14 protein-coding genes are annotated in these 14664 nt (G+C 40.9%); 9 read left to right on the top strand and 5 right to left on the bottom strand.

What is annotated here, in order from left to right; all coding sequences use genetic code 11:
• Positions 1 to 39: 39 nt before the first annotated feature.
• Positions 40 to 1908, top strand: a complete 1869-nt coding sequence (locus IGI41_RS13725; protein WP_430610334.1) for a beta-glucoside-specific PTS transporter subunit IIABC — start codon at positions 40 to 42, stop codon at positions 1906 to 1908.
• 77 nt (positions 1909 to 1985) lie between these two features.
• Here the strand turns inward: IGI41_RS13725 and IGI41_RS13720 are convergent, their stop codons facing one another.
• Both IGI41_RS13720 and IGI41_RS13715 read right to left on the bottom strand, forming a co-directional pair.
• Positions 1986 to 2657 carry an ABC transporter ATP-binding protein gene (locus IGI41_RS13720; protein WP_430610333.1) on the bottom strand — a complete coding sequence of 224 codons (672 nt, stop codon included), beginning with the start codon at positions 2655 to 2657 and terminating at the stop codon, positions 1986 to 1988.
• 1 nt (position 2658) lies between these two features.
• On the bottom strand, positions 2659 to 3753 hold the full coding sequence (locus tag IGI41_RS13715) for an ABC transporter permease (RefSeq protein WP_430610332.1): 1095 nt from the start codon (positions 3751 to 3753) through the stop codon (positions 2659 to 2661).
• Positions 3754 to 3865: 112 nt separating this feature from the next.
• Here IGI41_RS13715 and IGI41_RS13710 point away from each other — a divergent pair, with 112 nt between their 5' ends.
• Entirely contained in the window at positions 3866 to 4453 is a 588-nt protein-coding gene (locus IGI41_RS13710; protein WP_430610331.1) for a TetR/AcrR family transcriptional regulator, read from the top strand.
• Between the two features lie 152 nt (positions 4454 to 4605).
• Here IGI41_RS13710 and IGI41_RS13705 read toward each other — a convergent pair whose 3' ends face one another.
• A complete protein-coding gene (locus IGI41_RS13705; RefSeq protein WP_430610330.1) occupies positions 4606 to 5277 on the bottom strand; it encodes a cyclic nucleotide-binding domain-containing protein in 672 nt (223 codons plus the stop codon).
• A 191-nt stretch (positions 5278 to 5468) separates the two neighbouring features.
• Between IGI41_RS13705 and IGI41_RS13700 the strand changes: the two genes are divergently transcribed.
• The 5 genes from IGI41_RS13700 (at position 5469) to IGI41_RS13680 (ending at position 9613) form a co-directional block, all read left to right on the top strand.
• Complete coding sequence (locus tag IGI41_RS13700; RefSeq protein ID WP_430610329.1) at positions 5469 to 6389, top strand: phosphate/phosphite/phosphonate ABC transporter substrate-binding protein; 921 nt, start codon at positions 5469 to 5471, stop codon at positions 6387 to 6389.
• Positions 6390 to 6485: 96 nt separating this feature from the next.
• On the top strand, positions 6486 to 7250 hold the full coding sequence (phnC, locus tag IGI41_RS13695) for a phosphonate ABC transporter ATP-binding protein (protein ID WP_430610328.1): 765 nt from the start codon (positions 6486 to 6488) through the stop codon (positions 7248 to 7250).
• Positions 7247 to 8026 carry a phosphonate ABC transporter, permease protein PhnE gene (gene phnE / locus IGI41_RS13690; protein ID WP_430610327.1) on the top strand — a complete coding sequence of 260 codons (780 nt, stop codon included), beginning with the start codon at positions 7247 to 7249 and terminating at the stop codon, positions 8024 to 8026. Before phnC ends, phnE (IGI41_RS13690) begins: the two co-directional genes overlap by 4 nt.
• The gene (gene phnE / locus IGI41_RS13685; protein ID WP_430610326.1) at positions 8023 to 8805 is read left to right on the top strand and encodes a phosphonate ABC transporter, permease protein PhnE; all 783 of its coding nucleotides are present in this window, start codon (positions 8023 to 8025) and stop codon (positions 8803 to 8805) included. The genes phnE (IGI41_RS13690) and phnE (IGI41_RS13685) overlap by 4 nt, the downstream gene beginning before the upstream one ends.
• 4 nt (positions 8806 to 8809) lie before the next feature.
• Entirely contained in the window at positions 8810 to 9613 is an 804-nt protein-coding gene (locus IGI41_RS13680; protein ID WP_430610325.1) for a metallophosphoesterase family protein, read from the top strand.
• 67 nt (positions 9614 to 9680) lie between these two features.
• On the opposite strand, the gene IGI41_RS13675 is transcribed toward IGI41_RS13680, so the two are convergent.
• Positions 9681 to 11105 (bottom strand): glycoside hydrolase family 1 protein, encoded by a 1425-nt coding sequence (locus tag IGI41_RS13675; protein ID WP_430610324.1) that lies wholly within the window; start codon positions 11103 to 11105, stop codon positions 9681 to 9683.
• A gap of 171 nt (positions 11106 to 11276) precedes the next feature.
• Between IGI41_RS13675 and IGI41_RS13670 the strand changes: the two genes are divergently transcribed.
• Positions 11277 to 11990 carry a GntR family transcriptional regulator gene (locus tag IGI41_RS13670; RefSeq protein WP_430610323.1) on the top strand — a complete coding sequence of 238 codons (714 nt, stop codon included), beginning with the start codon at positions 11277 to 11279 and terminating at the stop codon, positions 11988 to 11990.
• 142 nt (positions 11991 to 12132) lie between these two features.
• Positions 12133 to 13458 carry a PTS sugar transporter subunit IIC gene (locus tag IGI41_RS13665; protein ID WP_430610321.1) on the top strand — a complete coding sequence of 442 codons (1326 nt, stop codon included), beginning with the start codon at positions 12133 to 12135 and terminating at the stop codon, positions 13456 to 13458.
• 162 nt (positions 13459 to 13620) lie between these two features.
• On the opposite strand, the gene IGI41_RS13660 is transcribed toward IGI41_RS13665, so the two are convergent.
• Positions 13621 to 14643 carry a peptidylprolyl isomerase gene (locus IGI41_RS13660; protein WP_430610320.1) on the bottom strand — a complete coding sequence of 341 codons (1023 nt, stop codon included), beginning with the start codon at positions 14641 to 14643 and terminating at the stop codon, positions 13621 to 13623.
• Positions 14644 to 14664: the final 21 nt, after the last annotated feature.

Here is a 14664-nt window from a genome sequence, read left to right as displayed (position 1 = left end):
CAATCTGGGTTTTTTTATACAAAAAAAGGAGTGTTGAAAATGAGTACAAACAAAGAAATCGCTGAACGCGTATTAGCGGCAGTCGGCGGCAAAGAAAATGTCAATAGTGTGGTCCACTGTGCCACTCGATTGCGGTTTAAATTGAAAGATGAAGAAAAAGCAGATACAGCAGGTTTGAATCAAGACGATGATGTGATTCAAGTTGTCCAAAGCGGCGGCCAGTATCAAGTGGTGATTGGTAGTCATGTCAGTGATGTTTACCGTGAACTAAATGGGGTAGCAAATTTTGATGGTGCCGCTGAAGCTACAGGTGAAAAGGGCAACATATTCAATCAGCTGATCGATATTATTTCATCTATTTTTACGCCGTTTTTAGGCGCGATGGCAGGAGCCGGGGTCTTGAAAGGTTTCCTGACCTTGGCATTGACCTTGAATTGGCTGACCGCTGAGTCTGGTGTATACACCGTCTTATATGCGATTGCCGATGGCTTGTTCACTTATTTACCAGTTATGTTAGCTTTTACAGCCGCTAAGAAATTCAAAACCAATGAATTTTTGGCCGTTTCTTTAGGAATGGCCTTGGTCCATCCAAATATCACGGCCTTAGCTGGGCAAACATTGCACTTCTTTGGTATTCCTGTGATTATTGGAGCAAGTGCATATACATCATCTGTGATTCCGATCATCTTGGCGGTATTCCTGCAAAGCTATGTTGAACGTTTCTTTAAAAAAGTGATTCCTAGTTTCTTGCAGATCATTTGTGTACCATTGGCCGTTTTCTTGATCATGGCCCCGTTGACCTTTATCGTTGTTGGCCCATTGGGTACGATTCTTGGTAATCTTTTGGGCAGTGCCTATTCAGGTATCTATGACTTTAGTCCACTGGTGGCAGGGGCTGTCATGGGAGGATTATGGCAAGTATTTGTGATGTTCGGCATGCATTGGGGTTTTGTGCCGATCATGTTGTTGAATTTAAGTCAAAGCGGTGTGGATACAATGGTGCCCATGTTGTTGCCAGCTGTTGTGTCACAAGGCGGTGCGGCCTTGGCAGTCTTCTTTATGACTAAGAATGTGAAATTAAAAGGATTGGCATTATCATCAACGATCACGGCATTCTTCGGGATCACGGAACCAACCGTTTATGGGGTGACCTTGCCATTGAAAAAACCATTTATTGCTGCTTGTATCAGTGGTGCGATCGGTGGCGCATTTATTGGTTTTAGTCAGGTGCAAAACTATACGTTTGGGTTAGTCAGTGTCTTGAGCTTACCTTCATTCATTCCTCAAGATACCAAAGATTTAAGTGGTTTGATCGCTGCATCGATCGGTACGGCGATTGCGTTTATCGCAGCCTTTGTCTTGACCTTTGTGTTACGCTTTGAAGACAAACCAGAAATGGTGCCAGCCAAAACATCAGATGCACCCGCAACACCAATGACAACCAACAGTGCCGAACGAATCGTCTTGAGTAGTCCGTTAGAAGGGAAAATCGTGCCCTTAGCTGAAGTGAAAGATCAAGTTTTTTCATCCGGTGCACTGGGTAAAGGGGTAGCGATCGAACCTGCTGTCGGCGCATTATATGCACCCGCGGATGGTACGATCACGACACTATTCCCAACAGGCCATGCAGTTGGCTTAACGACCACAGATGGTGCGGAAATCTTGATGCACATTGGAATGGATACAGTTGAGTTGGAAGGCAAAGGATTTGATACGTTCGTTAAACAAGATGATCAAGTCAAACGTGGTGATTTATTGGTGAAGTTTGATTTAGATGTCATCAAAAATGCAGGTTTTTCAACCGTAACCCCCATTGTTGTCACCAATACCCCCAACTATTTAGATGTATTAGACATGAATCAAAGTGATGTATTGCATGGAGAAGATTTCTTGGCAATCGTGAAATAAAACAAAACTGCTGCAAAAAGAGGATACAAATTCTTTTTGCGGCAGTTTTGCTGTATAGGGAATCGTGCGCCATAAAACTATGCTTCTTCTTGCAGCAAACCATCTTTCATCCGATAAATTCGATCACTCCATTGGGTCATCCGGGGGTCATGGGTGACCATGATGATCGCTTTTTGCTTTTCATGAGCCTCTTTAGCCAACAACTGAACGACTTCAAAGGCGTGGTCGGAGTCTAAACTTGCTGTCGGTTCATCTGCCAAGATGATGGCAGGATCGTTGCATAGTGCTCGGGCAATCGCAACCCGCTGCCGTTCGCCCCCAGAAAGTTCTTTGGGAAATTTATCTCTTAGCGCCCAAATATCAAGAGAGCGAAGCAAGTCTGCGGTTTTGGCTTCTTCGTGACTTTTGTTTAGTTTATCGACAAAAACGAACTGTTCTCGGACGGTTAAAAAGGGCACCAAATTTGCGCTTTGCAAGATAAAACCGATTTCTTCAAATCGGGCTTTTGATCGTTGTGTTCCTGACAAATCGGTAAAGGCGCGTTTGCCGATCGTGATCGTGCCCGCTGTTGGGTTTTGCAATCCGCCTGCTATCGTCAAGAAGGTACTTTTCCCTGAACCAGAAGGACCGACGATACTAATAAACTCACCCGCTTGGACCTCAAAGTCAATGCCTTTTAAAGCTGTGACTTCAGTATGTCCTGTGCCGAAGCGTTTGATAATGCCATGCATAGATAAGACTGTTGTCATCTTATTCGCCTCCTATCGCTGTTATGGGGTCAACTTTTGTCACGGTTCGAATGGAAAAAAGACTGCCAATCATCGATACGAGAATCAATATCACGCCGTAGAGTGTCCATTGTGCCATATCGACTGTGAAAGGCATCGCTGCAGGTAACACAAAACGCGTCAAATAGCTTAGCAGGTAGGCCAGTACAACCCCTGCCATACTGACGATCAAGGATTGCCCAATGATGGAACGTACCAAGTAGCTTGTGGCCACGCCTTGGGCCTTCAAGATGCCAAAAAGAGTGGTTTTTTGCAGAGTCATCACATACAAAAAGATACCAATAACTGCTGCGACAACAATGAATAAGAAGTAGATCATCGCATTCAAAGTTAATTTTTCTGCGGCATAGCCAGGTAGATTTTGAATGAAATCATTCATGCTCAGCGCAGTTAATTTGGTTGTTTCATCCTCATTTTTAAGGGTAATCGCTGAAGTGTCCGATTTTGTGGCAATCAATGTGATTGGTTTTTGACTATCTTCAGTGGATGATTGACCACCATATTTTAGTTGGGCATAGGCATCCAGATTGAGGTAAAGAACCGGCACCACGCTGTATGTTGTTGCTTTGGTGATTCCTACGATCGTAAAGACGTCATCGCTGCTGCCTAAAAGGACTTGATCCCCTAGGTTGAAATCATCTGTCAGTAAATTTTCAGAGACAATGATTTCGTTGTCCGCTTGATAGATACGTCCATCGATGATTTTTGGTACAACAAAACTATTTGGCTTGGCGCCAAAAATTGAAATATTGGTTTTACCGGAATCGTTTTTATGAGAAATCGCCGAGGCAGTGATACCAACGGCAGCTTTGTCTTTTGCTGTAACACGATCCAAGTCGCCTTGTGTGAGAATCGATGCGCTGGCAACCTTGTTGCTATCCTCTGATAAAATGATCGAAGATGCCCCCCAATCACTGACTGCTTTCTTATGGCCATCTGATAAACCATTCGCTAGTCCTGATAACATAAAGACAACATACGCCACGAGGAGCATGATGCCAATGATCAAACTATACCGTAACTTGGCATAGCGTATTTCTTTCCACGCTAGATACATAGTTGATCTCTCCTTTCAAAATGTATCATACACCTACGGTGACACTTTGTCACCGTATTTGTTTTCTTTTTTTGTGCTATAATTTTAAAAAACGAAATAGGAGGTCAACAGTATGCCAAAATCGACCTTTCATCATTTGCCCCCAGAAAAAAAAGCGTTCGTCCGCAGTGTATTGCTGCAAGTCTTTGCCAAACAACCATTGAGTCAAGTGAAAGTCAGTGAGATCGTGCATGATTTGCAGATGTCACGGGGAATTTTTTATAAGTATTTTGAAGATCTAAATGATGCCTACGATTATTTGATCAAAGATGCTGCCAACAAGATTCATGGCCGTATTTTACAAAGAATCGGGCAACACCATGATGATTTCTTTGCAGGTTTGGCTGTTTTTTTAACGGAAGCTTTGGCATATGAGCATTCCTCTGATGCCTACAAAGAATTACAACTCTTGACACAAAACAGTTATTTATTTTCCTATCGCAGTGCAGAACCCCATGGTGCTGAGGCTTGGCAAAAAATATTATCTGCCAATCATTTCAACATCAATGGGGAAGCCGAAGCGATGAGCTTCTTGTATTTCTCTATGAAGTTGGTTATTGATAGTTTGACGGATGCCTATGCCAATCAATGGACGGCGGAAGCATTGCTCCAAGATTTTGAGTACAAAGTCAATTGGTTGAAGTTTGGGATACAAGGGTGAAAAGCAGGCGTGTAGCAAGGACGTTTGAACAGACATAAAGATATGCACAGATGCTGACTGTTTTTTTATGTGGGCATAAAATAAAAGTCGACTGCGGTGTTGACTGGCTACGAATCAAGTGTTGGTAGCAGTCTATATCGCGGTCGGCTTATTTATGTATAACTAAGGTTTTCGGCCAAAGCTGTTAGCGCGGGGATATTCAATAAGGTGTAGCCTTTTCTATCTTTTTCAATCAATTTATCTTCACGAAAATTTGTGACAGTTCGTAAAAGATGTCGATAGCTGACATTTAAAATGGCTGCACAAGTAGTCAGTTGAAAGGTGAAATGCTGGTTTTCTTGATTATCTAACATGAATTTTGCTAAGCGGGTTTCAACAGGGGTCGTCAACGAGTTTGCTAAGTTGATGCCAGCGTTTAAACGATAACTTAATAACTGACAGACAGTTTGTAAAAACCGAACATCCTGTTGCAGCGTAGCACGATAACGTTTTAAAGGGATAGACACGCAAATACAAGAAGATGCTGCTTTGACGCTGCTCTTAGGCACTAATTCCCAAAGAGAGGAGGCTTCCCCCAGAGGTGCGGCTGGTTGGGCATAATCGATACAAATCGTTTGGGTATCCGAGGAGAAGGAATACACCATCACCGTCCCTTCTACTAAGAAATAAAGGTATTCTGATGGGGTTTCTGCACGTATCAAATGTTCTTCTTTCTCAAATAGCTGTAAAGTGGCCATCGACAGTAAATCATTGTCCATGTAATCTTGCAAGTCGAAGGTTTCAATGTATGTTGAAAGACGCTGATTGTCTTGTATTGTTTTCATCATAAGTACCTCCTAAGTCGTTTTCCCTAGTATAACGTAGTTATTCTGGAGACTCAACACGAACGATAAATATTTTTTTATGTAAAATGTATGTAAATTTAAGGTAAAATAGGACATGTGTCACTTCCATCTTGTACAAAAATTGCTATGATTTACAGGTAACCAAGTGTCAACCAATAGGAGGGAAATACATGTTCATACGAAATTTAACTAAAGGGCTTGTTGCGATGGGTTTAGTGTTGCTTTTAGGTGGCTGCAGCAGCGGCAAGGATCAGCAAACTGCAGAGAATGAGAAATTAGTTGTTCAATTTGTGCCAACCAACAATGATGGCACAATGGAAGCAAAAGCCAAACCATTTGCTGCGTATTTATCTAAAAAATTAAATCGTGAAGTTGAAGTGACGCTAGCGACAGATTACTCAACGATTGTTGAAGCGATGGGTTCAGGGCAAGTAGATCTTGGAATCATGCCTCCAGCGGCCTATGTACAAGCCAAAGATATGGATGCAGCTGAAGCGATTTTGACTTCGCAATTAGGTGAGTATGATCAAGAGACAGGACTCCCCCTTGAAGGAGAGAAAACCAATACGTTTAAAGGTGAGATTTTGGTTCGAGCAGACAGTGGGCTCAATAAGTTGACTGATTTAAAAGGGAAAAAAATAGCGACCTTAAGTCCAAATTCTGCCAGTGGCTATATTTATCCAGTAGCAGAAATGAAAGATGCGAGTGTTGATCCGACGACAGATGCGACGCTGACAACAGTCAATGATATTCCAAGTGAGATCACAGCAGTCTTAAATGGGCAGATGGATGCTGCGTTTGTTTTTGAAGGTGCACGGAATGTATTTGCATCAAGTTTTGCCGATAATGATCTGTTTACTGAATTGAAAGTGTTGTATTTGACAGAAGGAGATATTCCGAATGATGCGATCGCAGTCCAACCAACGATGGATGATACGCTGAAATCAGAAATCAAAACAGTCTTCTTGAATATGGCGGATGATGAAGAAGGTGCAGAAGCGATGGCATTATGGGGACATCAAGGTTATGAAGAGGCCGCAGACGCTGCATATGACACGATTCGTGCGTATACAAAAAAAGCTGCTGAGTAATAATCATCAAGTATGTTTCCTTATGAAATGGTGAATGAAATCAGAAGATAGGCCCATAGTCAGAGGGGCTATCTTTACATAGATGGAGAATAAAAAATGATAACATTTGATCACGTATCAAAAACCTACCCAAATGGTGTACAAGGATTAACAGATATCCATTTTACGATAGCACAAGGAGAGTTTGTAGCAATCATCGGATTAAGTGGTGCAGGTAAGAGCACCCTGCTACGGGCGATCAATAGGTTAGTACCTATCACTGAAGGGGACATTCGTATCAACGAACAGTCAGTGACCAAAGCAAATAAGAAAGAACTGCGTCTGATTCGCCGGCAAATCGGCTTGATATCTCAGCAATTCAATCTGGTCAAACGCAGCACGGTTCAGAAAAATGTATTATCAGGGAGATTGGGATATTACAACACGTGGAAGAGCATTTTGGGCCTGTTTACACCTGAAGATTATCAACATACACAGACAGCATTAGCTTCTGTAGGCCTATCAGATAAGCTGCAAACACGCAGTGATCAGCTTAGCGGTGGACAACAACAACGGGTATTGATTGCTCGAGCGCTGGTGCAGCAAGCCCCAATTATTTTAGCAGATGAGCCTGTGGCTTCTCTTGACCCAATCACAACAGAAAAGGTCATGCGTGACTTACAACAAATCAATCAAACAATGGCAAAAACGATTGTGATCAATCTGCATTCGATCCCGTTGGCTAGAACCTATGCAACAAGAGTGATTGCACTGAAAGCTGGGTCTGTTGTTTTTGATGGTACACCAGAAGCTTTGACAGACGAGCGTCTTGAACAAATATATGGCAAAGCTATTTTTGAAGAAAGTGGGCGAAATCTTTGAAATTAAGAGATACAGTTCACTTTAATTTGTATAAGCATCTATTGCTTTTGGCATTCTTGTTGTTGTGTTTTCAAAGCAGCGCGTGGGTCACAGGGGCTGATTTTACGAAAATATGGACAAATAGCAATCAAATGACGGCATTCTTTTCACGGTTTTTACACCCAGATGTTCACTATCTTCCTAAGCTGCTCCTCCCCTTGGTCAAGACGTTGCAAATGTCTTTTTTAGGTACTGTGATCGGCGTGGCTGCAGCGTTGCCTTTTAGTTTATTGGCAACAACAGTGGTTACTGAAAATCGGCTGCTTTCTTTGGTGTTTCGCTTTCTTTTAGGATTGATACGTACGGTACCGAATCTTTTGCTGGCTGCTCTATTCGTCGCGATCATTGGTATTGGTGAAGCTACTGGTGTGTTGACGATTGCCGTATTTACTTTTGGGATGGTCTCTCAATTGATGTTTCAAGCAATCGAAACAATTGATCATGCACCAATCGAAGCTGCGGCAGCGGTCGGTGCCAATAAATGGCAAATCACAGTCTATGCCATTTTGCCTCAAGTAATGAGTCAATTTGCAAGTTATACTTTTTATGCATTTGAGGTAAATGTACGTGCGTCAACTGTCCTAGGATACGTAGGTGCGGGAGGAATCGGTGTGATTTTGAATGCATCATTGGCATTATTAAACTACGAACGTGTATCGATGATCATTATCATGATTTTGGTGACAGTTGCGGTCGTTGATTTTTGCAGTGAACGGGTCAGGAGGTCCTTTCTATGATATTGAAAGAAGTCAAAAAAACGACTTGGGCTTGGAGCTGTTTGTTTGTATTATTATTTCTCTTTGCGATGATGACCTTAGACTATTCTAGCTTGAGCACCTTCTCTCTTACTTTGGGTCAAGAAGTTATTCGAGGGTTGAGCCAACCAGATTGGGCATTCTTTTATGACGGCAGTGGGGAAGATTTGTTTAGTTTGCTATTGCTTACATTGGCGATTGCTTGTTTAGGTACAATGATTGCGACTATATGCGCAATTCCGATCACATTGATCAGTGCTGCCAATCTTTGGCAAAGTGCACCATGGGTAGCTAAATTTGGCAAAACGTTCTGTAATATCTTAAGGGCTTTTCCTGAACTGGTGTATGCCATCATCTTTGTGAAAATTGTAGGACCAGGACCTTTTGCAGGAGTAATGGCCATCGGTGTCCATCAAGTTGGCATGCTGGGCAAACTATTTACGGAAGAAATGGAATCGATGAACGACCACTTGATAGAGGAAGTACAAGCAGTGGGAGGCAATTTTTGGCAAACAATGTTCTTTGTTCGCGTGCCTTATTTAGCCCCTATTTATAGTTCATTTGCACTTAACCATTTTGAGATTGCGGTTCGGAGTGCAGCGACTCTAGGATTAGTAGGTGCTGGAGGTATCGGTGCACCGTTGATTTTTGCTATTCAAACCAGGTCATGGAGCAAAGTGAGTATTATCTTACTTGGCGTTGTCGTAACCGTCTTTTTATTGGATCAATTGACCGGTATAATTAGAAAGAAATTGAGATGAGCTTATGAATATATTACATGTTTCAGACATTCATTATCGCAAGCATTATGCAACACAAACTGAAGGATATCTAGGCATGCTTGGACGTATGAGAAATCCTTTGATTCCCTTGACTGCTTGTATTGAACGCGCACAAGAAAAAATGAGGATCGATTTGCTGATTATCAGTGGTGATTTAACAGAAGATGGGTGTCCGGCGGACTATGCGCATCTCAAGCAAAAAATCCAACAATTGATTGGTGACATCCCCATGATAGTCACTCTAGGAAACCATGACATCAAAGAACATTTTAGACAAGGATGGTTCGCAGGTTCACGTGATTCATTGCCGTATAATACTGTGTATGATGCAGACTCTTTTTACATCGTTGCTTTCGATAATTCTTGTCATGGCTCTTCTGATGGTATCATTGATGAGCAGCAATTTTTATGGTTAGAAGAAACGCTTGTTCAGACCCAAGCAAAGCCAATCCTTTTTGTGACCCACCATCATTTGCTGGACGGTCAAGCCGATACAGCTGCATGGCCAGGAGCAAAACGCTTGCTTGAATTATTGGCCAAGTTTTCTGTTTGCGGCATCCTGTGTGGACATACGCATCATGCCTATACAGGAACGATTAGAGGGATTCCTTATTTCACAGTTGCTAGTATGTCCTTTGTGGGAGAAGATGAAGGAGCAGGAATCGTTCGCTTTGAAGAAAGATATGGCTATAATCTATATACGATCGAATCGGGGAAACTAACCTATCAAGCATCAGAAAATTTCCGTCCCAATCAAGTTTTGATGCGCCTTGATATGCGTCAATAAAAAAGAGGCACAGTCCGCTCCATTTACAGGAGAACGAACTGTGTCTCTTTAGGCGTTTAATTAGACCTTAGCGAATCAATAAATCAGTATCGTATAAGAAGCCGTTTTGTTCACTCAGTGTCTTATAGAAGAAGCCGCTTTTTTTGATTGTTCTTTTTTGTGTTGCTAAATCCAATGAAACAAGCCCGTAGCGGTTTTTGTAAGAATTGATCCATGACCAGCAATCGATAAATGTCCACAAATGATAGCCCTTGATGTTGCAGCCGTCTTGAATTGCTTGCCATAAATACGCTAAGTGGTCTTGAATGAAAGTGATGCGATAGTCATCGATCACTTGTCCTTGATCATCCATAAATCGTTCTTCATCAGCAACGCCCATACCATTTTCTGATATGAATGCTTCAATGTTTCCATAGTTGTCTCTGATATCAAGACATAGATCATAAATACCTTTTTCGTAAATTTCCCATCCGCGGTATTCATTCATCCGTCTGCCAGGCATGACGTGGTGTTCAAAGAACCACTCTGGTAAGAAAGGTCCATCCTGATTGATGGCAGTCAAACGCGCTTTGACCCGTCGTGGTTCATAATAGTTCAGACCTAAAATTTGAGCAGTATGTTCTTTGATGATGGCTAGATCATCCGTTTGATAGTCTGCAGGCAATTGATCATAGGTTTTTAGCAGGTCAATCAATTTCTCTGGAAAAACACCTTTGACCATAGGATCGAGAAAGCTTCGTGTATAAAATAAATCTGCAATTTCAGCTGCTTGCACATCGGCAGGATTTTGGCTTCGAGGAAAAGTAGGACTCAGATTAAGAATGACCCCGATTTTGCTCGTTAGTTGGTGCTTTTTGAAGGCTTCGATTGCTTTTGCGTGTGCCAAGATCGTAAAGAAAGCAGCCTGTGCCCCTCTTTTAAAATCAATCAAATTAGGGTAATGAAAATCCTCAAGGTAAGAACCTAAGATTGGTCCCAAAGGTTCATTGAAAGTAAACCAATGATAAACCAAATCCCCAAAATATTGGAAACAGGTATCAGCAAAACGAACATAAGCGTCAACAACAGCTCTAGATTCCCAGCCACCTTGATCTTGTAATTTTGCTGGCATATCAAAATGATAGAGGTTCGCAAATACTTTGATGCCATTGTTATTCATTTCAGTAAATAAATCGCGATAAAAAGCGATGGCTTTCTTATTTGGTTCGCCGATTCCATCATTTGGAAACATGCGTGCCCATGAGATAGATACACGAAATGAATTGTGTCCAGTTTGTTTCATTAGCTGGATATCTTCGTGATAGCGATGAATATGATCTGTTGTGGTTTCAGGGCCGATTCTTTTGTAAAAGCGATTGGGTTGTTCGGTGAACCATCTTTCCCAAACGGTTTCTGCTTTTCCAGTTTCGCCACGCCCTTCAGCTTGTTCTGCGGACCAAGCTGAGCCCCACCAAAAATCTTTTGGAAATAGTAGTTGTGTCTCTTTTGTCATGTTGTTTCCCTCCTACTCGATGTCAATAGTGTAACATCGCTTACATGTAAAAGTAAATAGCTTTATTTAAAATTATATATCTTTTGAAAGGATGTATATTTTTAGTAGCCTAAACTTACTTCTTTATGATAAAGTAGGGGTATGATTGTTTATTGAAAAGGAGTTTGAATAATGAAGAAACAACCCAAATATATCGAAGTATATACAGATATTAAGAAAAAAATTGCAAATGGCACTTATTCGATTGGAGAAAAGCTGCCCCCCGGCGATGTATTGGCACAAAAATACCAAGCAAGTAAATTAACAGTCAAAAAAGGAATCGATATGCTTGTATCAGAAGGCCTGCTGCACACGAGAAGTGGGTATGGGACAGAAGTGCTGCGCACCCCCATCGATAATTCAAAAGTTTTTGGGCCGAATGAAGGCTTATTTGATTTGGTAGGTGAAGAGCACGTCACTTCTGAAATTCATACGTTTTCTATTGAATTGCCTACGAATGAAGTCGCTCATATTTTAGACATCGATCCTAAAGAATATGTTTATAATATCATTCGCAGCCGATTTATTGATGCGGCGCCTTATTCAATCGAGCAAACCTTTATGCCGCTTTCAGTTATTCCTGGATTGGAACCCAAACATTTGAAACGTTCAGTTTACGGGTACATCTCAGGTGAGTTAGGGCTAGAAATCAAGTCATCTCATATATGGATCAAAGGAGATACAGCGAATGACTTTGACGCTGAAGTTTTATCGATCGAACCAGGTGCATTCATGATCGAAGTAGACAAAGTTGTGTCATTGTCCTCAGGTATTCCATTTGAATATTCATTGTCTCGTCATTTGTATCAAGATTTTGTCTTTGAAGCAGTATTTGTGGAGAAATAAGAATCAACTTTCGCGTTGATTTTTTTTTACTCTCAAAAAAGATATATAATTTTATGAAAAGGTATTTACTTTAAAAGAAAGGTAGTGTATTATCATGTCATAAGCAATCGCTTACAACCAAATAAAGGAGATTGAGTGTGCTATGAGTAAAAAAGATGCTATATTTGAAAAATTCGGTATCGTTGCAACAAAGTTAGGAAATCAAATCCATTTGCGAACGCTTCGTGATGCATTTGCAACTTTTATGCCATTTATGATGTTGGCGGGATTTGTCACATTGATCAATTATGTGATTTTGGAACCGACAGGATTTATGGGAAAAATCATTGATCCAGAAACGTTAACAAAAATTCAAGAAATAGGAACATCTATTAGTAACGGAACATTGAGTATCACGACATTGTTGGTTGTCGCAGCGGTATCTTATCATATGTGTGTTAGCAGAAATTATACCAATCAAATCGCTGCAGTATTAGTCGCTATATCGACATTTATCGTATTGACGCCTATGATGACGCTCTTTACACCAGAAGGTAGCCAGGAAGCACTTGAAGTCAGCGGCGTTATTCCTGTTACGCATACAGGGGCATCAGGTATGTTTGTAGGGATCTTTGTAGGATTAGCGGCAACAGAATTGTTTATCAAACTGTCTAACAATAAAAAATTGCAAATTCAACTGTCGGGAAATATTCCACCAGCAGTTTTGAAATCGTTCAATGTGCTGATTCCAATCATGATTACTGTGACAACATTTGCGATCGGTTCTTTTGCGATCAATCAATTGTTCAATATGGATGTCAATACATTGATCACAACGGTCATCACAGGTCCATTAAGCAAAATTACAACTGGATTGCCAGGATTCTTATTGATTACGTCGATTGCTAACTTGTTTTTTGGTTTTGGGATTCACCAAGCGGTCATTTCTGGCTCTCTTTTGGATCCATTCTTATTGCAAAATATGCAAGAAAATATGGCAGCATATGCGAACAAAGAAGAAATACCCCACATCATCAATATGGCATTCAAAGATACATTTGCAGTCATGGGTGGTTCTGGAAATACGATTGCTTTATTGATCGCTATTTTTATCTTTAGTCGTCGAAAAGATTATAAGGATTTTGCGAAACTTTCTGTAACACCTGCAATATTTAACATCAGTGAACCCATTATCTTCGGTTTGCCGATCGTGTTTAATATTAGCTTGATCATTCCATTTGTGTTGGCACCAATATTTTCTTTGACGGTCGCATACTTTGCAACAGCAGTTGGTCTGATCAATCATGTTGTCGTACAAATTCCTTGGACTACACCGCCTGTTATTTCAGGATTCTTAGCAACTGGAGGCGATTGGCGCGCTGCAGTATTGCAAATTGCCATTATTGCAGTGAGTGTGTTTATCTATATGCCATTCTTGCGTATCGATGAAAAAGTAACAGCAAATATGAGTAAAGAATCAGTCAACTAAAAGTGATGCGAATAGAGATTTTGGGGAGGCAACGTGATTGGATGATCGTTGCCTCTTTTGTTATGATTCTTGTAGGAAACAAGCCATATAAAAAACTGCACAGGTCATTATTTCCCATCAAAAAAGGTGTATCCACTCAAAAGTGGATACACCTTATATTGTTTATTCCGCAGAAGAATCGGTTGTACTTTCGCTTGTAGCAGTAGATTCAGCAGTTGAATCAGTTGCTGCGTCACTGTCTGTAGAATCAGTTGCAGAAGAATCAGCTGTGGAATCTTCTGTGTCGGCAGCTGTGATGTAATCAGAAAGAAGATCAGCAAGATCGGAATCTTTCATTTTTACATTAGCAGCTTGTAATTCGGTACCGATTGTTGAAGCAACGAATGTTGAATCATTTAACAAAGTGTTTTGGGCGATTTCTGTCAATTCATCTTTGTATTTATCCATATCATTGCCTTTGTCTTGGGTTTTCACCATCTTGACAACATAGTAGCTTGTTGTATAGGTTGATGTATCTGTTGCTGAGATCACATCTGAGATTTCACCATCTTTTAAAGCAAAGGCGGCTGTTTTGACTTCTGTCGGAACAGTAGTTGATGTTGAATCAAATTTGATCGTCCCACCATCTTCAGCAGTTGCTGTGTCTGTTGACTTGTCTTTTGCAATTTCTCCGAAATCAGCGTCATCTTTTTTCACTTCATCTAAAACATCGTTGGCGTCATCTTCACTTGCCACTTTGATGATTTGTGCTTCTACTTCAGGATGGAAAGAATCCCAAGCGGTTTTCATGTCTTCATCCGTGATATCCATATTGGCTTTTAAGCCTTCTTGCAATGACAATTGTTGTTTGATTTGTTCACGGTAAGATTTAGTCGTATAGCCAGCAGATTCTAATGCTGATTCAAAGGTGTCGCTGCCGCCATATTGTTCAGCAGTTGAATTGAATTGTTCATCGATCATGTCATCAGTTACTTTGTCACCATATTTTTCATCAAATACTTTTAACACAATCAACTGACGAATCAAACTTTGGTTGGTTGAATCTGTTTTGGCTTCATCATAAAAATCTTGAACGGTGATTTTGCCACCTTTCATTGTTGCAATTTCTTCACTGGAACTTCCGCAAGCAGCTAAGGCAAAAAGGCTCATTGCACTGACGGCTGCTAAGATCAATTTTTTCTTCATCCTAGTAAGCACTCCTATTTC

The sequence above is a fragment of the Enterococcus sp. DIV0876 genome (genome assembly GCF_050529585.1).
GTDB lineage: Bacteria > Bacillota > Bacilli > Lactobacillales > Enterococcaceae > Enterococcus_D.
Note: the sequence above shows the minus strand (reverse complement) of the source record. Positions and strands in the feature narration are given on the sequence as shown.